This is a genomic window from Thalassococcus lentus (assembly GCF_028023555.1).
GTDB lineage: Bacteria > Pseudomonadota > Alphaproteobacteria > Rhodobacterales > Rhodobacteraceae > Thalassococcus_A > Thalassococcus_A lentus.
In genome coordinates this window covers 298762-316780 of record NZ_JAQIOY010000002.1, presented here as the reverse complement: position 1 = coordinate 316780, position 18019 = coordinate 298762, and the positions used below count along the sequence as shown (strand labels likewise).

The 18019-nt window shown below is 59.1% G+C and carries 18 protein-coding genes and 1 other RNA gene; 8 read left to right on the top strand and 11 right to left on the bottom strand.

Features of this window, described 5'->3' with window-relative positions:
• Positions 1-15: 15 nt before the first annotated feature.
• On the top strand, positions 16-732 hold the full coding sequence (gene arsH, locus PFY00_RS06640) for an arsenical resistance protein ArsH (RefSeq protein WP_271431751.1): 717 nt from the start codon (positions 16-18) through the stop codon (positions 730-732).
• A 14-nt stretch (positions 733-746) separates the two neighbouring features.
• Here the strand turns inward: arsH and eda are convergent, their stop codons facing one another.
• Both eda and edd read right to left on the bottom strand, forming a co-directional pair.
• Positions 747-1394 carry a bifunctional 4-hydroxy-2-oxoglutarate aldolase/2-dehydro-3-deoxy-phosphogluconate aldolase gene (eda, locus tag PFY00_RS06635; RefSeq protein WP_271431750.1) on the bottom strand — a complete coding sequence of 216 codons (648 nt, stop codon included), beginning with the start codon at positions 1392-1394 and terminating at the stop codon, positions 747-749.
• Between the two features lie 66 nt (positions 1395-1460).
• A complete protein-coding gene (edd, locus tag PFY00_RS06630) occupies positions 1461-3266 on the bottom strand; it encodes a phosphogluconate dehydratase (protein WP_271431749.1) in 1806 nt (601 codons plus the stop codon).
• A 241-nt stretch (positions 3267-3507) separates the two neighbouring features.
• Here edd and PFY00_RS06625 point away from each other — a divergent pair, with 241 nt between their 5' ends.
• The 5 genes from PFY00_RS06625 to PFY00_RS06605 all read left to right on the top strand — a co-directional run bounded on the left by PFY00_RS06625 (position 3508) and on the right by PFY00_RS06605 (position 8632).
• Entirely contained in the window at positions 3508-4173 is a 666-nt protein-coding gene (locus PFY00_RS06625) for a DUF6778 family protein (protein ID WP_271431748.1), read from the top strand.
• A gap of 38 nt (positions 4174-4211) precedes the next feature.
• The gene (locus tag PFY00_RS06620) at positions 4212-5441 is read left to right on the top strand and encodes an RSP_2647 family RNA methyltransferase (RefSeq protein WP_271431747.1); all 1230 of its coding nucleotides are present in this window, start codon (positions 4212-4214) and stop codon (positions 5439-5441) included.
• Positions 5438-5986, top strand: coding sequence for an RSP_2648 family PIN domain-containing protein (locus tag PFY00_RS06615; protein ID WP_271431746.1), 549 nt, complete (start codon positions 5438-5440; stop codon positions 5984-5986). The genes PFY00_RS06620 and PFY00_RS06615 overlap by 4 nt, the downstream gene beginning before the upstream one ends.
• Before the next feature lie 94 nt (positions 5987-6080).
• Positions 6081-7457, top strand: coding sequence for an SLC5/6 family protein (locus PFY00_RS06610; RefSeq protein ID WP_271431745.1), 1377 nt, complete (start codon positions 6081-6083; stop codon positions 7455-7457).
• Positions 7458-7534: 77 nt separating this feature from the next.
• The gene (locus tag PFY00_RS06605; RefSeq protein WP_271431744.1) at positions 7535-8632 is read left to right on the top strand and encodes an ABC transporter ATP-binding protein; all 1098 of its coding nucleotides are present in this window, start codon (positions 7535-7537) and stop codon (positions 8630-8632) included.
• Here PFY00_RS06605 and PFY00_RS06600 read toward each other — a convergent pair.
• The 8 genes from PFY00_RS06600 to PFY00_RS06565 form a co-directional block, all read right to left on the bottom strand.
• Positions 8627-8863 (bottom strand): ribbon-helix-helix domain-containing protein, encoded by a 237-nt coding sequence (locus PFY00_RS06600; protein WP_271431743.1) that lies wholly within the window; start codon positions 8861-8863, stop codon positions 8627-8629. The genes PFY00_RS06605 and PFY00_RS06600 overlap by 6 nt on opposite strands.
• Complete coding sequence (locus tag PFY00_RS06595; RefSeq protein ID WP_271431742.1) at positions 8860-9033, bottom strand: DUF4169 family protein; 174 nt, start codon at positions 9031-9033, stop codon at positions 8860-8862. Before PFY00_RS06595 ends, PFY00_RS06600 begins: the two co-directional genes overlap by 4 nt.
• 149 nt (positions 9034-9182) lie before the next feature.
• A complete protein-coding gene (gene fumC, locus PFY00_RS06590) occupies positions 9183-10577 on the bottom strand; it encodes a class II fumarate hydratase (protein ID WP_271431741.1) in 1395 nt (464 codons plus the stop codon).
• A 139-nt stretch (positions 10578-10716) separates the two neighbouring features.
• Positions 10717-11211 (bottom strand): SspB family protein, encoded by a 495-nt coding sequence (locus PFY00_RS06585; protein WP_271431740.1) that lies wholly within the window; start codon positions 11209-11211, stop codon positions 10717-10719.
• Between the two features lie 96 nt (positions 11212-11307).
• Positions 11308-12558: a chromate efflux transporter gene (gene chrA / locus PFY00_RS06580; protein WP_271432212.1), complete on the bottom strand. Its 1251-nt coding sequence runs from the start codon at positions 12556-12558 to the stop codon at positions 11308-11310.
• Position 12559: 1 nt separating this feature from the next.
• Positions 12560-13216 (bottom strand): DUF1194 domain-containing protein, encoded by a 657-nt coding sequence (locus tag PFY00_RS06575; protein ID WP_271431739.1) that lies wholly within the window; start codon positions 13214-13216, stop codon positions 12560-12562.
• Positions 13217-13300: 84 nt separating this feature from the next.
• Positions 13301-13654, bottom strand: a transfer-messenger RNA (tmRNA) gene (gene ssrA / locus PFY00_RS06570).
• A gap of 16 nt (positions 13655-13670) precedes the next feature.
• Positions 13671-14021: a DUF4345 family protein gene (locus PFY00_RS06565; protein WP_271431738.1), complete on the bottom strand. Its 351-nt coding sequence runs from the start codon at positions 14019-14021 to the stop codon at positions 13671-13673.
• A 321-nt stretch (positions 14022-14342) separates the two neighbouring features.
• Here PFY00_RS06565 and PFY00_RS06560 point away from each other — a divergent pair, with 321 nt between their 5' ends.
• Positions 14343-14606, top strand: a complete 264-nt coding sequence (locus tag PFY00_RS06560; protein WP_271431737.1) for an EF-hand domain-containing protein — start codon at positions 14343-14345, stop codon at positions 14604-14606.
• Between the two features lie 100 nt (positions 14607-14706).
• Positions 14707-15576, top strand: coding sequence for a glycosyltransferase family 2 protein (locus PFY00_RS06555; protein WP_271431736.1), 870 nt, complete (start codon positions 14707-14709; stop codon positions 15574-15576).
• A gap of 17 nt (positions 15577-15593) precedes the next feature.
• On the opposite strand, the gene PFY00_RS06550 is transcribed toward PFY00_RS06555, so the two are convergent.
• The gene (locus PFY00_RS06550) at positions 15594-18008 is read right to left on the bottom strand and encodes a calcium-binding protein (RefSeq protein WP_271431735.1); all 2415 of its coding nucleotides are present in this window, start codon (positions 18006-18008) and stop codon (positions 15594-15596) included.
• Between the last annotated feature and the right edge of the window lie 11 nt (positions 18009-18019).

Sequence of the window (18019 nt, the reverse complement as noted above, 5' to 3'; positions counted from 1 at the left end):
AGAAGATCCGACGCCATGTCCGACACGCCCCAACTGAACCTCGAACACCTCCAAAAACCTGACGAATCCTTGCTGAACCCCGCCGAACGCAGCGGGCACAGGCCGCGGATCCTGCTGCTGTATGGATCGTTGCGGGCGCAGTCCTACAGCCGCAAGATGACCGAAGAGGCCGCGCGGGTCTTGACCCTGCTCGGTGCGGAAACGCGTACGTTTGACCCGTCAGGCCTGCCGCTGCCCGACGATGGCGCTGATGCGGATCACCCAAGAGTTCAGGCGCTCAGAGATCTGGTGACATGGTCCGAAGGCATGGTCTGGTGTTCGCCAGAACGCCATGGGGCGATGACGGGGGTCATGAAGACACAGATCGACTGGATTCCGCTGTCGCTTGGCGCTGTGCGGCCCACACAGGGCAAGACACTGGCTGTGATGCAGGTCTGCGGCGGCTCTCAAAGTTTCAACGCAGTCAACCAATTGCGCATTCTGGGTCGCTGGATGCGGTTGATCACCATCCCCAATCAATCATCAGTGCCAAAAGCATTCCTCGAATTTGGCAGTGACGGGCGCATGAAGGCTTCGCCGTTCTATGATCGAATGGTGGATGTCATGGAGGAGTTGGTCAAATTCACGCTGTTGACGCGCGACCGCTCGGAATACCTTGTGGATCGCTATTCCGAACGCAAGGAAACGGGCGAGGCGCTGATCAAACGGGTCAACCAGCGCGCTGCGCCCTGAGTTTTAGCTCGTGTTTATTCGGGGCGCTCAAGCGACGCGGCTTCGCGCGCCAGTGCCTCGATGCCGGCCCAGTCACCTTTGGCCATCAGGTCCTTGGGGGCGACCCAGCTACCGCCGACACAGAGCGTGTTGGACAAACCAAGGTAGTCAGGCGCGTTCTTGAGGCTCACACCACCGGTTGGACAAAAGCGGACCTGCGGGATAGGCGCGCCGATTGATTTCAGTGCGGGAACGCCGCCATTGGCCTCTGCAGGAAAGAATTTCTGAATGGAATAACCAACTTCCAGCAAGCGCATTGCTTCGGAGCAGGTGGCCGCGCCGGGCAGCAGCGGCAGCCGCTCCATGGTTACAGCCTGCAAAAGCGCATCGGTCGCGCCGGGTGAAACACCGAATTTCGCGCCGGCTTCCTTGGCTGATGAAACGTCGTCTGGTGTCAGCAGTGTGCCGGCGCCAACAACACCGCCTTCGACCTCTGCCATGATCGAGATGGCTTCAAGTGCAACGGGGGTCCGCAGTGTAACTTCGAGCACCGGAAGACCGCCCGCAACCAATGCTTCGGCGAGGGGGCGCGCATGTGCGAGGTCGTCAATGACCAAAACTGGAATGACCGGCGCCAGAAGGCAGAGTTTTTCAGTTTCCAGAGACGCTTGATGCGGAGTCATATCGGACCTTTCAAAATTCGAAATACAGGCAATTGCCTATTGTGAAAGTGGCTGAGCCTCAAGCCGTTAAACCACAACGCCAGCGCCGTTGGACGCAAGGCCAACATTGGCACGGAATGCAGCAAAGAGCTCGCGGCCGACCCCGTGGCCGTTACCGCTTAGGTCGGCCGTGACCGCCGGGCGGTCCTCAAAACCTTCGGCCAGGCAGGCCACGGTTCCGGCAACGGCATCCACGCGGACCAGATCACCATCGCGCAGTTTGGCGAGCGGACCACCGTCTGCGGCCTCGGGGCAGACGTGAATGGCCGACGGAACCTTGCCAGAAGCGCCCGACATGCGGCCGTCCGTGACCAGAGCAACCTTCAGGCCGCGATCCTGCAAGACCGCCAGAGTGGGCGTCAGGCCGTGCAGTTCTGGCATGCCGTTGGATTTGGGTCCTTGGAAGCGCACCACAATGACCGTGTCTGAGGTAAATTCGCCGTTCTTGAAGGCAGCTTTGACGCTGTCCTGATCCTGAAAAACGCGGGCAGGGGGCTCGATGACGCGCCGTTCAGGGGCGACGGCAGAGATCTTCATCATGCCGTGGCCCAGATTCCCGTGAAGCTGACGCAATCCGCCCGTGGCTTGAAACGGGCTCGAGGCGGGGCGCAGGATCTTGTCGTTTTGTGACTCGGATGGGCCATCTTCATAGACAACCGAACCGTCCTTGAGCTTGGGCTCTTGCGCATAGCGCGCAAGCCCGTCACCGGCGACAGTACAGACGTCGTCGTGCAAAAGACCTTCGTCCAGCAGGTTGCCGATCATGTACTGCAACCCGCCAGCAGCGTGGAAATGGTTCACATCAGCTAGTCCGTTTGGATAGACCTTCGCCATCAGCGGCGTAACCGAGCTGAGATCATCGAAATCTTCGAGTTCGAGCGCGATACCAGCGGCGCGGGCCATGGCAGGCAGGTGCAAAACCAAATTGGTCGATCCGCCGGTCGCCATCAGTCCAACCATGCCGTTCACGAAGGCCTTGGCATCCAGAACGTCACAAACCGGGCGATAATCGTTGCCCAGAGCGGTGATCTGAAGGGCGCGTTCCGCTGCTGTCACGGTCAGCGCCTCACGCAGCGGGGTGCCCGGATTTACGAAAGACGAACCCGGCAGGTGCAGCCCCATGAATTCCATCAGCATCTGGTTGGAATTGGCCGTCCCGTAAAACGTGCAGGTGCCGGGCGAATGATAAGAAGCCATTTCAGCTTTCATCAACGCATCGCGACCGACTTCACCTGTGGCAAACTGTTGGCGAACCTTGGCTTTTTCATCGTTTGGCAGGCCGGAAACCATCGGGCCCGCTGGCACGAACAATCCCGGAATATAGCCAAAGGTTGCAGCGGCGATGACCAGACCGGGCACGATCTTGTCACAGACACCCAGATAAAGCGCGCTGTCGTAGGTGTTATGCGAGAGTGCCACGCCTGCGGCCAGTGCGATCACATCGCGTGAAAACAGTGACAGCTCCATTCCGACCTGCCCTTGGGTTACGCCGTCACACATCGCCGGTACGCCGCCCGCGACCTGCGCAGTGCCGCCTGCTGAACGCGCGGCTGCGCGGATCACGTCGGGGTAGCGTTCAAAAGGCTGATGGGCTGACAACATGTCGTTGTAGGCGGTCACAATTCCGATGTTCGGCGCCCGGTCATCTATTAGAGTGTCTTTGTCAGCGCCCATAGCGGCGTAGGCATGTGCCTGGTTCCCACAGGTCAAGTGCGCCCGGCGAGGACCCTCTTCGGCAGCGCGTCGCATCCGGTCCAGATAGGTCGAACGCATCTCGGCGGACCGGTCTTCGATCCGCTGAGTGACTTTGGCGACTGTCTCATGCAACGGCATGTTTGCTCCGATCTTGGTTCGGTTTCATTTTCGTCACCATATCGCAGTTAGCGCTAACATTGTAAAGCCAGTTTGTCTCTTGTGGTTGCGACAAACCGGCACTGAATGGTCTTTGGCTTGCCACAAAGACGCCTGAAACGCCGCTCATACAGCTTTTTGAGTAAAAACCTGATCCGCAAACGGACAGACCGGGAAGAAAGGCACAGAGATGAAACCTATCCGGATTATCGCAGCAGTACTGATGACCGCAGGCCTGTCGGCCTGTGCGACACCACAATTGACCACACGCAACGCGCCATTTGAAACCGTCCCGACACCGGGCGCTCAACAAGTGGTTGCGCAGGTGCCGACAGCCTCCGCGCCGGACATTCCTCAGCGTCCCGTGGCCACCAACGCCCGCCTGTCGATCGCAGACTACGAAATCAAAATGCCGCAAAGCCTGACGGTATCCGAAGCCAACCTGTTCTACCCAGTTGCAGACATCGTCTGGCGCGGTGACAAGATCGGCAACCGGAAACAGCAAATTGGTGCGATCTTTCAGGAAAGCATCACCCGGGCAAAGCCAAACCTGAACGGTGATCAGGGCGTCAAGCTGTCGATCACGCTCAACCGGTTTCATTCGATCACCGAGAAAACCCGCTACACGGTGGGCGGTGTGCACTCCATCAGCTTTTTCGTGACGGCAACTGACGCGTCCACGGGCGAGGTGTTGATCAACAACCGCAAGGTCAAGGCCGATCTCGAAGCCTACGGTGGCCTCCGTGCAATCAACGCGGAAAAGCAAGGTCTGACCATGAAGGAACGCCTGCACCGGCATCTGGCCCGTGTGATCGCCGCTGAACTGACCCTGCCGAATGGTTGGGCAGACATGGATCGCCAACTGGAACGCGCGGTCGATCAGATCTGACGCTTTTCAAGTTCGCAAGATACGTCTAAGGCGGGGGCATGACAGCCCCCGTTTTGCATTCCGCCCAAGCAGACACGCCCGAAAACCGGCCGGTCCTGCGCCTGAAGCCCAAAGCCAATGCCCGAGCGATCCGTCGTGGCGCGCCTTGGGTCTATGACAATGAGTTGGTTATGGATCGCCGCGCCAAGAAAATCGCGCCTGGCACCATTGCCGTTCTGGAAGACGCCGAGCGGCAGGAACTGGGGCTGATTGCCGCCAACCCCACATCCAAGATCGTAGGACGAATGCTGGATCGGCATGTGGACGCGACGATTGATCAGGCTTGGTTGGAAGTCCGGATCGCAAAGGCCCTGTCGCTGAGGGAACGCCTCTATGACGCGCCGTACTATCGACTGATCCACGCCGAAGCGGACGGCTTGCCCGGCGTGATCGTGGATCGGTTTGGCGATACTGTTGTTGTACAACCCAATGCCGCCTGGGCCGAAGTTCTGCTGGAGCCTTTGGCCGATGCGATTTGCGCGGTATGTGGCGTGACCAACGTGCTGAAGAATGCGGGTGGACGCGGGCGTAGTCTCGAAGGGCTGGACGATGTCGACCGCGTGTTGCGTGGCGCCGCACCCAAAGCCCCGATCCCTGTGGCAATGAACAACGCGACCTATATGGCCGACCTGACGGGCGGGCAGAAAACCGGATTGTTCTTTGATCAGCGTGACAACCATGCCTTTGCGGCGCGCCTGTGCGAAAACACGGCCGTACTGGACGTGTTCAGCCACGTGGGTGGCTTTGGTCTGGCGGCGCTGGCGGGTGGCGCCAAGTCAGCCGTCTGTGTTGATGGTTCGGCCCCGGCGCTGGATTTGGCGGCACAGGGCGCAGGGCACATGGGCAAAACCGATTGCTTCGAGGCCCGGCAGGGCGACGCCTTTGATCAGCTTCAGGCCATGCAGGACGCCAGCGAAGAATATGGCGTGGTCATTTGTGATCCGCCTGCCTTTGCGCCCAATAAGCCCGCGCTGGACAAAGGCCTGCGGGCCTATGAACGGATTGCCCGTCTTGCTGCGCCCTTGGTGGAAGAGGACGGCTATCTGATCCTGTGTTCGTGTTCGCATGCTGCCGATCTGACCAGCTTTACAGGGGCTTGCCTGCGGGGCATTGGGCGCGCCGGGCGCCGCGCGCAGCTTATCCATACCGGGCAAGCCGGACCCGATCACCCGCTGCTGCCCCAACTGGCTGAAAGCGGCTATCTCAAAGCGCTGTTCTTTCGGTTGTGAAGGTTCTCCTCGACACCTGCGTGATTTATCCGACGGTTATGCGGGCGGTGCTTTTGGGCGCTGCGGGGCAGGGGTTATTCACCCCCCTATGGTCTGATCGCATTCTTGAAGAATGGGCGCGGGCCTCTCGCAAACTAGGCCCGGACGGAGAATTGCAAGCGCGGGCTGAAATTGCGCTGGCTCGGGCCGCATGGCCCAAGGCCGAGGTCACTTGGCCGCCCTCGCTGGAGTCGCGCCTCTGGTTGCCTGACCCGGCCGATACGCATGTGTTGGCGGCGGCGATCGCCGGAAACGCCGAGGTTCTAGTGACGCTGAACGCCAAGGATTTTCCCCGCAACATTCTGGCAGAAGAGGGTCTGAACCGCATCGATCCCGATGCCTTTTTGATGGGATTCTGGCAAAGCCAGAGTGAGTCGATGCAACAGGTGTGCGAACAAGTTCTGGAAGATGCGCGCCAAATGTCCGACCCGGATTGGTCGATGCGGGCGCTGCTAAAAAAGGCGCGCTTGCCGCGGCTGGCTAAGGCTGTGTCCGCAGCGGGATAAAGTGCGCTCACGTTTGCGCGTTCACAGTGAAATGTGGGTTTCGTTGGTCTGACTAGCTTGCTAGCGGTTGCGTCAAACCAACTCGGAGCGCCCCATGCAACCTTCCGTCATTATTGGCCTTTTCCTCGTCATCTTGCTGGCCAGCATATTTGTTGCGCCGCGTCGCGCCTCGGTCGAAGGGTTCTTTGGCGGTCAATCCGAAACCGGCCAGCCCCCCGGTCTGTGGACTCTGGTGCTCAGTCAGGTCACGACCTGGATTTTCGCCCGGTCGCTGATGAACTCGGCAATCCTGGGGTATTTTTACGGGATCGCAGGGACATTGGCCTACGCCGCTTACTATGCTTCGTTTCTGACAGGCGGCTATATCGTTCTGCGGCTGCGCGCCAACGGATCAGGCAGTGTTCAGGACTGGCTTGGTTCGCGCTTTGGCCCCGCCGGCAATGCTGCCTACAATCTGGTCATCGCGCTGCGTCTTTTGTCCGAAGTTTTCGCCAACCTGATTGTCGTCGGATTGATCTTTGGCGCGCTCTGGCATGGTTCGGAAACTACCGCGATCATCGCTGTGGCGGCGCTCGCGTTGGCCTATTCCTGCTGGGGCGGGTTGACCGCTGCGCTGCGGACCGATGTGCTGCAAATGGCGATCTTTCTTGTGGTTTTCGCAGTTGCGCTTGTGGCGCTTTTGGCCTCGCCCGACTTCTCGCTGTCTGCTGCGCTGACCGCCCCGGGCAGTTCCGGAGGCTATCTGGGATGGGTGCTGATGGTCGTTGCCGCCCTTCAGGTGTTTTCATACCCGGCCCATGATCCGGTCATGATGGACCGCGGTTTTCTGGCGGACGAGGCAACCACCCGTGCATCTTTCCTGCATGCCTTCTGGATCTCGGCACTTTGCATTGTTGGCTTTGGTCTGTTCGGAATTCAGGCCAGCCTGCAGGGCGCCAGCTACGAAGACCAGCTGATCGGCACCTGGGCGACGATGTTCCCGGGCTGGGTCTTTGGTGCCCTGATGTTGTCGCTGCTGGTGTCGGCCTTGTCGACCCTCGACTCTGCTTTGTCCTCGGCCTCACGTCTGGTTGTCGAAGAACTGCGTCTTGCACCGCGAAGTCTGAACGGAGGCCGGGCCGCCATGCTGGTTTTCGCATTGGCAGGCACGGGGCTGACGCTATGGGGTAGCCAGACACTCTTTGATGCGGTGGCGGTCAGCGGCACAGCCTCGATGTTTTTGACTCCGGTTTTGATCGTGGGTCTGGTGATGAACCGAAACGTGCCACTCTGGTCCTATCTGGTGGCCTGGGCCGCTGCGATGCTCGGTGCGGCAGCCTATTTCGCAAGAGCCTGGGAGCCTGTGGCCGCCATTCTGCCCGAAGGTCACAAATACGAACAGCTCTTGGCGATCTGCGTTGTCGTGTTGATTGTCGGCTTTGCCGCAGTCGTGTTCGGCGCACGCAGGGTTGCGAGCCGCGCGGCGGGCTGATACCCCTTCGGTCAAATCTTATGAAATCGGTAAGGCTTTGCCTGACCGTACAGGTTTGACAAGGCAGGCAGCCCTCCGTGAGCGTAACGCACCAACGTCCCCCTCCGCGGCTTGAAATCCGCGACTTCACGCGCCGGTTCGACGGCAAGGCGGTCGTGGACAACGTGTGTCTGTCGATTGAGCCGGGGCATGTAACCTGTTTGCTGGGCCCCTCCGGTTGCGGCAAATCCACGACGCTTCGCATGATTGCCGGCGTGGAAATGCAAGACAGCGGCAGCATCTACGTTGATGGGGCATTGGTCTGCGACACGGTCTTCCGCGTGCCTCCGGAGCGCCGCTCGATCGGTTTGATGTTTCAGGATTTCGCACTGTTTCCTCATCTGACCGTCGGCAAGAACGTGGCCTTTGGTCTGACCGGGTCGGGCGCCGATAAAAAAGTGCGGGCCAAGGCGCTCTTGGACCGGGTCGGACTGGCACACTACATCGACGAGTTCCCGCACCATCTGTCAGGTGGCGAACAACAGCGAGTGGCTCTTGCACGGGCGTTGGCCCCAAAGCCCAAGATCATGCTCATGGATGAGCCATTCTCGGGCCTGGACAACCGTTTGAGGGACGGCATTCGCGATGAAACGCTGGATCTGCTGAAGGAAGAAGGCGCCTCTGTTCTGCTGGTCACCCATGAGCCGGAAGAAGCGATGCGCATGGCTGACGAAATTGCCTTGATGCGCGAAGGCCGCATTGTTCAACGCGGTGCGCCGTATAACATCTTCAATGCACCCGCCGACAAAGAGGCGGTTGCCTTTTTCAGTGATATCAACGTGTTGCGTGGCCGCGTCGAAGGCGCGCTGACCGATACACCCTTTGGCCGATTTCTCGCGCCGGGGGTCCCCGACGGTGCAGAGGTCGAAATCGTTTTCCGTCCGCAACATGTCAGCATCGACTTCGACCGCCACGGTAAAGGCCCAAACCCCACGTTAATCGCCGGAACTCCAGCGCGGGGCGTGGTGGAGCGCGCGCGCTTCATGGGTTCGGAAAGCCTCGTGGAGTTTCGCATGGACCACGATGGACAGATGCTCAAGGCCACAGTGCCAAACGTGTTTCTGCCAAAGATAGGCACGCCGCTCTGGCTTTCGGTCAGGCGCGATCGGTGCTTTGTTTTTCCTGCGAAATCATAGTCTTGCGCGGCGCAATTGATCCTGCATGTGCTCCAGGATATAGACCCTGATCGACGAGGCCAGCCCCACCTCCGGATCGCGCGCTTCGTCGATTTCAACAGCCAGTTCGTTGATGGCAAGTCCGCGATCCCGGGCGATAGCCCGAAACGCCTGCCAGAACGCATCCTCAAGTGAGACAGATGTGCGATGACCGCGCAGGGTGACAGAATGTTTGACCGGTCGTCCGTTCATTCGGTCTCGTGCCCGTCCAGTTCACGACGCGCTTTGTCTGTGCGGGCCTGATCCAGCGATCGCTGCGCCTTGCTGCGTCCGAATTTGACAGCATTCTCATCGGCCTGCCGGCGTTTGTCCGCCCGGGCCTTGGCTTTGCGGAATTGATTCAGATTGACCGGCTTGCTCATACTCAAAGCTTAGACCACCTTTTGAAAAAGCAAAAGAGCGCGACCCGCGCCGCGCTCTTTGTTGGCTTCTTTGTGCTTCAAATATCCCGGGGGGATCGGGGGGCTGGCTCCCCGAATGGGTCGGCGCGCATCACACGCGCCGAAGTCGCTCAGTCCCGTGGGCCAATCATCTGCTCGGGCCGGACAACAGCGTCAAAGGTCGCTTCGTCCACAAATCCCAGCGCGACGGCTTCTTCTTTCAGTGTTGTGCCGTTCTTATGCGCAGTCTTGGCGACCTTGGTGGCGTTGTCATAGCCGATGGTCGGCGCCAGCGCCGTGACCAGCATCAGCGATTCCTTCATAAGCTTGTCAATGCGCGGCTCGTTGGCCTGAATGCCCAGCAACATCCGCTCGGTGAAGGAATCTGCAGCATCCCCAAGCAGTTGGATCGACTGCAACAGGTTGTAGGACATCATCGGGTTGTAAACGTTCAGTTCAAAATGACCCTGCGAGCCTGCAAATTTGATCGCCGCATCATTGCCCATCACATGGGCCGCAACCTGTGTCAGCGCTTCGGCCTGTGTCGGGTTTACCTTGCCCGGCATGATCGAGCTGCCCGGCTCGTTTTCGGGCAGGATCAATTCCCCCAGACCAGAGCGGGGGCCAGAACCCAGCAGGCGGATGTCATTGGCAATCTTGTAGCAGGACCCGGCCACAGTGGCCAAAGCGCCGGACATAAAGACCATGGCATCATGCGCGGCTAGGGCTTCGAACTTGTTTGGCGCGGTCACAAAGGGCAGATCTGTGATCTCGGCCATGTTGGCGGCCACGGTTTCGCCCCAGCCTTTGTCCGTGTTCAGGCCTGTGCCAACTGCGGTGCCGCCCTGCGCCAGCTCGTAAATGCCGGGCAGGCAGGCTTTGACCCGTGCGATCCCCTGACGGATTTGGTGGGCATAACCGGAAAATTCCTGCCCCAGTGTCAGCGGTGTGGCGTCCTGTGTATGGGTGCGGCCAATCTTGATGATGTCCTTGAATTCCTCGGACTTCTGCTCCAGTCCGGCCAGCAGCTTTTCCAGACCCGGCAGCAGTACGTCGCGCACGCTCATGGCGGTGGCGATGTGCATGGCTGTGGGGAAGGTGTCGTTCGACGACTGGCCCATGTTGCAGTGATCGTTGGGATGAACCGGGTCTTTTGATCCGATCTCGCCACCCAGAATTTCGATCGCTCGGTTTGCGATCACTTCATTGGCGTTCATGTTCGACTGGGTGCCAGAACCGGTCTGCCAGACGACAAGCGGGAAATTGTCATCGAATTTGCCGGCCACGACTTCCGAGGCGGCCTGAACGATGGCGTCGCCCAGTTTTGCGTCCAGTTTTCCGGATGCTGTGTTTGCCTGAGCGCAGGCCTGTTTGATAACGCCCAGCGCCCTTACGATCGCGACGGGCTGTTTTTCCCAGCCAATCGGAAAGTTCATGATCGAGCGCTGCGTCTGAGCGCCCCAGTACTTGTCCGTCGGAACCTCAAGGGGGCCAAAGCTGTCGGTTTCTGTGCGGGTTGCGGTCACGGCTCATCCTCCTGCAAGCAAGTTGCGCCTGTCATACCCTGCGCAGGATGAAAGGCAAGGATGTATACCATAGGATACCGCAAACATGCGGCGCTATGACCAAAGTTTTCAATGGATAGCAGCCAAAAAAGCCAATCGCTTACTTGCGGAAGCGATCCAAACTGACCACTTCGGCGTCTTGTTGCTGCGGTTCGGGATCGCTGTCTGGTTTGGGTGCGCCGCCACCCGGTCCGTCGGTCGGACCCGAGGGCGGCTTTGGATCACCATCCTCGTCGTCTTCATCCTGACTTTCGAAACGCAGTCCGAATTCGACGGATGGGTCTACAAAGGTGCGGATTGCGTCGTAGGGGATGTAAAGCCGTTCGGGCGCGTCCCCAAAGTTCAGCGAAACCGCAAAGCCTTCGTCTGTGACATCAAGCCCGTCGTACCAATGCTGCATCACCACGGTCATTTCTTCTGGATAGCGGTCTGAAAGCCAATCCGCGAGTTCGGCATCAGGGTGCGACGTGTCGAAGGTTATGAAAAAGTGATGATCCCCGGGCAGGCCGTTGTCCCGCACATCTTCCAGCACGTTCTGGATCAGACCGCGCATCGCGTTGTGCATCAGTTTGCCGTAGTCAATGCTGCCAGACATGATCATCCCCTGGATCGCAGGCAACGGCGCAAGGCCTGCCCAACTGGTGTTGAAGATCAGCATATTGCAATTGACGCTGAGGAAAAGGGCTGAATTTCACCATAGAGCGTGCAAAACCAGTCCAGCCGTCGCACAACAGATCAAAGTCCGCAAAACCCCGCGCCGTAAAGGCCCAAGCAACACGGCAGCCAGCCCGACAAGCGGCAAACTTTGCCAGATGAGCGATGAAAATACAGGCATCGTCAGCTCCATGAGGCCCAGATCAACGGTTCGCACCTCGTCAAAGAGCACGTGGAATGCGAACCAGAGCGACAGATTGGCAATGACCCCGACCACAGCAGCGGTGATGGCGGCAAGCGCGGCAGACAATTTGGGCCGGTCAACCAAGGTATCCACCAAAGGGGCCCCGGCAAAGATCCACAAAAAGCACGGCACAAACGTCATCCAGAGTGTGACGATCCCCGCGGCAACGGCCACTGCCCATCCGCCCTGCGCATGGCCGGCCAGCATACCCACAAACTGCGTCACCAAAATCAAAGGTCCGGGCGTGGTTTCTGCCAGTCCAAGGGCGTCGACCATTTGTGGTGCATCCAGCCAGCCGCGAACCTGAACGACTTCCTGTGCCATATAGGCGAGTACGGCATAGGCACCGCCAAAGGTGACCACGGCAAGCTTTGCAAAAAATACGCCAAGATCGAACAACAAGCTTTGCCCAGCGCCATACAAGACGCCGAGGGGCAGAAGCCACAGCACGAGCCAGAACACAATCGTTCGCAGCGGCAGTTCCATGCGTGGTGCGCGCGGGCCCGCAGCGGTCGCCCCATTCGCGCGTATATAGCCAACACAAGCAGCAGCGGCGATCACCAGCGGAAAGGGCAGGGCAAAGACAAACAGGGCAACAAAAGCCGCAAGTGCCAGCAGCATCTCTGCGGTCCCCTTGAGGGCCTTTGACGACAGTTTGATCATCGCCTGCGCGACAATGACGATCACAGCAGCCTTGATGCCCATCATCAAGGCTTGGGTTTCGGGTTGTGCGCCGAATTGCGCATAGGCCAGCGCCAGCGCCGCGATCACCATTGCGCCGGGCAGCACAAACAGCAAACCGGCCAGTACACCGCCTTTGACACCATTCAACTTCCAACCGGCGTAGGTGGCCAGTTGCATGGCTTCGGGGCCGGGCAAGAGCATGCAAAAGCTCAGCCCCCGCAAGAATTGGTCTTCGCTCAGCCAGTCCCGCTGTTCCACCAGTTCCCGATGCATCAGGGCAATCTGTCCTGCGGGCCCGCCAAACGACATCAGCCCGATCCGTCCAAAGACACGAAACAACTCTGACATGGGGGCCGACATATCAGCCAAGAACCTGTGAGAGTTCGCGCAAAAGCTTGATCCGGATTGCGCGGGCATAGTCGCGGTGGCCTCGCGCGGTGATCACGAACCCATCCGAGGTGATAACGCTGCGGCGGTAGAAATTGGTAATCGCAATACCAAGACCTTCGATCGCCAGACCATTGACCGTGATACCCTGTCGTTCCGCACTGCGGCGCACACGGCTGACTTCGGTGCCTGAGTTTGGCGTGCCGTCCCCCGACATATCCACCACGAGCCGGGCGCATTTTGGCGCGGCCTGAAAATGCTTCAGGCCAAAACTCAAGGCTTCGGCTGGCGCGGTGTTGGACAAGATAAAGGCGCGTTCCAATCCGCGCACCCGGGCCGCAAGATCCGCAACCTGCGCCGCGCTGAAAGCTTGCACCCAGTCTATGCTGACTTCTTGTTTGTCGGTTCCTGACCACTGGATCACAGACAGCGCGACCTGATCCCGCACGATGATTTCCGAAATCTCAGGATCGGTAAGTGCTGCGGCTAGACCGTCGATTTGCAGACGGTATTCACCGGGATCGACCGAGTTCGACACGTCCATGGCAAGGATCAGCGCCGTTTGGCACGCTTTGGCAGACTGAAATGAGGAAGCAGCCAGCAACCCGGCGAGAAGAACAGCGCGCAACATGGTACGATGGTGCGCGGGCTACGCGGCATGGTCAAGCGCCAAAGGGCAGGGTGCCTGCGCATACAACGTGGTGAGATTGTGGAAAGTGCAGGCTTCTGTTGCCAGGTGCCTGCGAACCCCGCCTTACGCGGCTAGGCGCAAGGGCTTAAGATTTCGATTCCTCGAACTGCTTACGCAGCCAGAGCAACCGGAGCACGATTGTCGTTTGCAATTGTACTTTTTTCGCCGATAACGGTGGCAGACAGCCGAGACAAAGCTAACCCCTTTAGACGTTCGTCGATCCTATTTCGTCCCCATGATCCTCAAACGAAGGATGTTTGGTGGAGACGCCGGGTACCGCCCCCGGGTCCGATCCGCTTATTACGAGCGCGTTTATGTCCATAGTTCCCGAATGGGAACAGGATGAATATAGGCACTGTGAACGGGGATGCAAAGAGCCTGCGGGGAGCGCTGGCTAAAAATTCACCGCGATCAGCCAAACAGCCGGCACCGCTTCGAACAGAAACCAGATCAGCGCCTTGGGCATTGGCGGTTTGTCTATGATGATCGACACCAGACGTCCGACAGCAGCACCGGCATAAGCAACACCCAGCATACCGTAGGCCCATGGCGCGCCAAGGATCAGGCAAACTAGACCCATGGAAACGAACAGCCCGCCCGCTGAGGCCCTCAGCTCGCTCAGCCCCATGGTGCTTTGCCCGGTGGTCAGATCCAGCGCGGAAGCTGTGTAGCGTGGCGCTATAAATCCAAACAGGCCCAATCCGATGGTGAGAACGGCAAGGCCGATGTTGATGAGGTCGAACATTGGAACTTTCTATTTTGCTATGCGTGGATACTTAGCGCGCTGGCCGCTCAGCACCAGCCTCGTCGCGAATCCATATGCGGGGCAAAAGCCCTGAATGGCCCGTTTCAACTTGAACAAGCCAGCGGTGCATTGCGCAAAACCGCCGGTTCGGACGGCGCGGTTTTGCCGGGTGGATCGGATCGGCCTTGGTTAGCCGACGCGCAACCCATGATCTGGCGAGCACGCGCCAGTTGTGCGTTCAATCCACATAACACATCGAAGGATTGCAGAGCGCCTGTCATGTCTTGCCGTGTCTTCATAACCACTCACGGAGGAAAGACGATGACAAAAACACCAACCAAACGGAACCCGTCGGCAGTATTGGCGCTCATTCTGGCGACCAGCGTGCCTGCTGTCGTTCTGGCCCAATCGGTTCTGGACACCAATGGCGACGGACTGGTGAGCTTAGACGAAGTGCAGGCCGTATTTCCGGACGTCGACAGCGATGCCTTCATGGCCGCTGACAGTGACGGCGACGCCCTGCTCAACGCCGATGAATTGGCGGCCGCGCAGGATGCGGGCTTGATCCCGATGGCAGACGGGTAAGCCCTCGGCCTGCGCCCTTCGTATTTTCGCGGGGCGCGGGCCACTTGCCTCTGTTCGCAGAAGCTATTGCGCGGTAGCCTGATCTCATGAGGAAACGGGCATGAAGATCTGCGCATTGACCATGGTCCACCGCGATTATTGGGCCTTGTCGCGTTGGTACGCGCACCATGGCGCATTGATCGGCCCTGAAAACCTCTTTGTCATAGCGCATGGCGCGGACCCCCGCATTCAGGAAATTTGTCCCAAGGCATCAGTTCTTACGATCCCCAGAGAAACATTCGAAGGCTTCGACAAAGTGCGGGGCAATCTGTTGAATGGCATCATGGGCGGGCTGTTGGGCGGTACCTATGATATTGCCATTCGCACTGATGCTGATGAATTGGTTTGCTTTGATCCCGACCGCTACGAAAGCCTGCAGGCCGTCGTCACCGCGCATGATGCGCCGGTGCTGACCGCGCTGGGATTTGATCTGGTGGAGATGCCCGAAGACGCGACCCTAGACGAAGGATCCGTTTTCGCGCAGCGGAGCGCTTTGGCCTTTTCCGGGCATTACTCCAAAGCGGTGATCGCCCGCAGAGCCGTGGATTTTCAACTGCACGGCACGCGCGTTGCACCGCGCCGGGTCGACGGCTTTCCTTTCGTGATGCCCCGCGGGCTGTATCTCGCGCATCTCAAATACGCGAACGGCGTGGCGTTGGATGATTCAACGCAGGTGCGCGAAGCCGTGGGCCAAAGTGGTGCCAAGGGCGCACCCGGTGCCGGATGGTCCGAAGCATCGCGTGATCGTGCCGAGTTCATCTCCAGCTTTGAGCAAAAGAAGGAGGTGGATTGGGATCGCGCGGAAACGCAGGCCTATGAGGCGCTCTCGGTCAAACCCGCGCGCCTACCTAAGTTCAACCTGGTCAAGGCCCGCGCGTTGAAAATGCCGCTGCGCACCCGTTTGCCCCAACGGTTTTCCGGTCAGGGCTGACGCGGGCGCGGTGGGGACTATCCCACCACGATCGATTGGTCCGTGCTGCCCGCGGGGGTTGCTGCACCATAGCTGGCCGCCGCCTCACTTTCGGTCATGACGACGACGGCACCTTCGGCAAAGGGGCTTTCCTCCAAAGTCACGAAACGCTCAAGATCCGGCGAATATCGAGGGGCCTGCCATTGCATTTCTGCAGTGGCGAGCGCCGTGCCATCCGTGTCGCGCACAGTGATTTCCAAAGCTCCGCGCACAATCAGGTAGCGTGGTTCCACAACGACGCGTTCGACGCGATATTCGATTTCGGCCTCTTCGGGGACGACAGACCCATCCGGCACCACCAGAACGATTTGATCTTCGATGTCATTGAAATCCCGGATCCACATATCGTCACCGTTGGGCATGGCAAAGAAGGTGTCGGCACCAGCACCACCAAAATATCCACCGCCGTCAAAGCCAGAGAAGAAGGGGCTTGCGCTGTAACCGACGCCCGACACCAGATTGTCTGCGCCATCGCCGCCATACATGGCGGATGCCACTGAGTATGGGCTCACCACGTTGCCTACGTTGATCGTGCGTGTCTGCGCCTCACCCCCGATCAAGGTATCATCCCCGGCATCGCCACGCAGGATTTGCACGCCATCAGACCCACCCAAGAGCAGATCATCGCCGTCACCGCCCTGCATGGTGACGTTGCCGATGCCGCTAGTCAGCGTGTCTGCACCTTCACCGCCTTCAATCGTGTCGCCGGGTTCGGCTTCGATCAAAGGTGAGTTTGGTACATCGACAATCTGCCCCGGCGCCGTTTCATCTCCGGCGTAGATCAGATCATCTCCAAGTCCGCCCACCAGCAGATCGGCGCCCGCGGCGCCATCGATGGTGTCATTGCCGCTCAGCCCGTCGATGGTGTCCGCCATATCGGTGCCGACCAATGCGTCATCCCCTTCGGTTGGAATGGCCGGTGGTTCGGTTTCGGGCAGGGTGAACCCATCCTCACCTTGACTGTTCAGCAAGGTTTCCAGCTCCGTCGCATCGACATAGGCGACGGCAGTTGCGGGCAGGGTGCCCGGATCGACACCATCAAGCCGCAAGATAATATCGGACCCATAGAAAATCGCGGCTGCACCGGTTTCAGGATCGCTGCCGACACTGTAATCCGCAGCGCTGCTGCCCTCTGCCAGAGGCACTACGATCGAATCTTCGGCGAGGTTGAAGTCGGTAACAACGCTGAGATCGGTTCCCGGAATGAAGACGTCACCGCCATCACCACCCGTCATGATCGCGCCACCTGCAGCGAGCAGAATATCGGCGCCATCATTGCCAAACATCTCGTTGGTCAAACCTTCGGTGCGCAAAAGATCGTTGCCGTCGCCCGCATAGATGGTGTCGGTCCCGGCGTCACCCTCGATCGTATCGGATCCATCATCACCCACTAGGAAATCGTCGCCGACAAAGCCGTTGATCTCGTCGTTGCCCAGCCCACCGCGGATACTGTCGTCAAACTCGGTGCCAGCAATGGTCACATCCCCGACGCCCACGCCGTTGCCAAGGTTGTTGATCGGGCCATCCGCTGGGCCTCCGGTATCGTCGTCATCATCGCCCGGTCCATCAGTATCCGGCAGTGTCGGGCCGTCGGCGCCTTGGCTATCGATCACGGATTGGGTTTGGTCGGCATCCAAAAAGACAATGTCGTCCAACGACATCGCACCAGACTCCAGATTGAAAAAGCGCAAAACGGTTGTGGAGCCGCTTTCGTCCTCTTTCACGAGACGGAAGACCACTTCTTCGCCAACGGTGTATTCCTCGAGAGCGAAATCGTTAGGGTCTTCGCCGTCGGCCAGTTGATAAACGGCGACGTCCTCGCCCGACACAAAATCCGAAATATAGCTTAGGCTTTGTCCGGCTTCAGGGGCCTGCGTGATGAAGATATCCGCGCCATCACCGCCTTCCATAAAGGCTGTGGATCCCGCAACCAGAATATCATCGCCGTCACCGCCAAACAGCTGTGCGGCACTCTGACCACCGTCACGGATCAACAGATCATTGCCCGCCTCCCCATAGAGCCCCGTGAATGTCGGCCCGCCGAAGGTTCCGTCGAAACCACCACTATCAGTGATGGTATCCTGACCTTCGCCGCCACGCATTTCGTTCAAGCCTGAGCTTTCGGTCAGAACATCGTCGCCATCACCGCCGTAGATGGTGTCGTTCCCGATGCCGCCATCAATGCTGTCGCTGCCATCGTCACCGGCCAGGAAATCCTGTCCGGCACCACCCGCGATCAGATCGTCTCCGGCAAAGGCATTGACGAAGTCATCGCCATCGGACCCATCAATGGCATCGTTGCCTTCGGTTCCGTAAATTTCGTCGTCGTCACTGGTCGCGACATAGGCAGTTCCGGCGGCCATCGCGCCGAGCAACGAAAGGTAAACTAGCATAACAGCCCCCA

Coding starts and splice junctions, on each gene's coding strand:
- arsH (WP_271431751.1), top strand. CDS start 16: ATGTCCGACACGCCCCAACTGAACCTCGAACACCTCCAAAAACCTGAC.
- eda (WP_271431750.1), bottom strand. CDS start 1,394: ATGACTCCGCATCAAGCGTCTCTGGAAACTGAAAAACTCTGCCTTCTG.
- edd (WP_271431749.1), bottom strand. CDS start 3,266: ATGCCGTTGCATGAGACAGTCGCCAAAGTCACTCAGCGGATCGAAGAC.
- PFY00_RS06625 (WP_271431748.1), top strand. CDS start 3,508: ATGACCGCAGGCCTGTCGGCCTGTGCGACACCACAATTGACCACACGC.
- PFY00_RS06620 (WP_271431747.1), top strand. CDS start 4,212: ATGACAGCCCCCGTTTTGCATTCCGCCCAAGCAGACACGCCCGAAAAC.
- PFY00_RS06610 (WP_271431745.1), top strand. CDS start 6,081: ATGCAACCTTCCGTCATTATTGGCCTTTTCCTCGTCATCTTGCTGGCC.
- PFY00_RS06600 (WP_271431743.1), bottom strand. CDS start 8,863: ATGAACGGACGACCGGTCAAACATTCTGTCACCCTGCGCGGTCATCGC.
- PFY00_RS06595 (WP_271431742.1), bottom strand. CDS start 9,033: ATGAGCAAGCCGGTCAATCTGAATCAATTCCGCAAAGCCAAGGCCCGG.
- PFY00_RS06585 (WP_271431740.1), bottom strand. CDS start 11,211: ATGTCTGGCAGCATTGACTACGGCAAACTGATGCACAACGCGATGCGC.
- chrA (WP_271432212.1), bottom strand. CDS start 12,558: ATGTCGGCCCCCATGTCAGAGTTGTTTCGTGTCTTTGGACGGATCGGG.
- PFY00_RS06575 (WP_271431739.1), bottom strand. CDS start 13,216: ATGTTGCGCGCTGTTCTTCTCGCCGGGTTGCTGGCTGCTTCCTCATTT.
- PFY00_RS06565 (WP_271431738.1), bottom strand. CDS start 14,021: ATGTTCGACCTCATCAACATCGGCCTTGCCGTTCTCACCATCGGATTG.
- PFY00_RS06560 (WP_271431737.1), top strand. CDS start 14,343: ATGACAAAAACACCAACCAAACGGAACCCGTCGGCAGTATTGGCGCTC.
- PFY00_RS06555 (WP_271431736.1), top strand. CDS start 14,707: ATGAAGATCTGCGCATTGACCATGGTCCACCGCGATTATTGGGCCTTG.
- PFY00_RS06550 (WP_271431735.1), bottom strand. CDS start 18,008: ATGCTAGTTTACCTTTCGTTGCTCGGCGCGATGGCCGCCGGAACTGCC.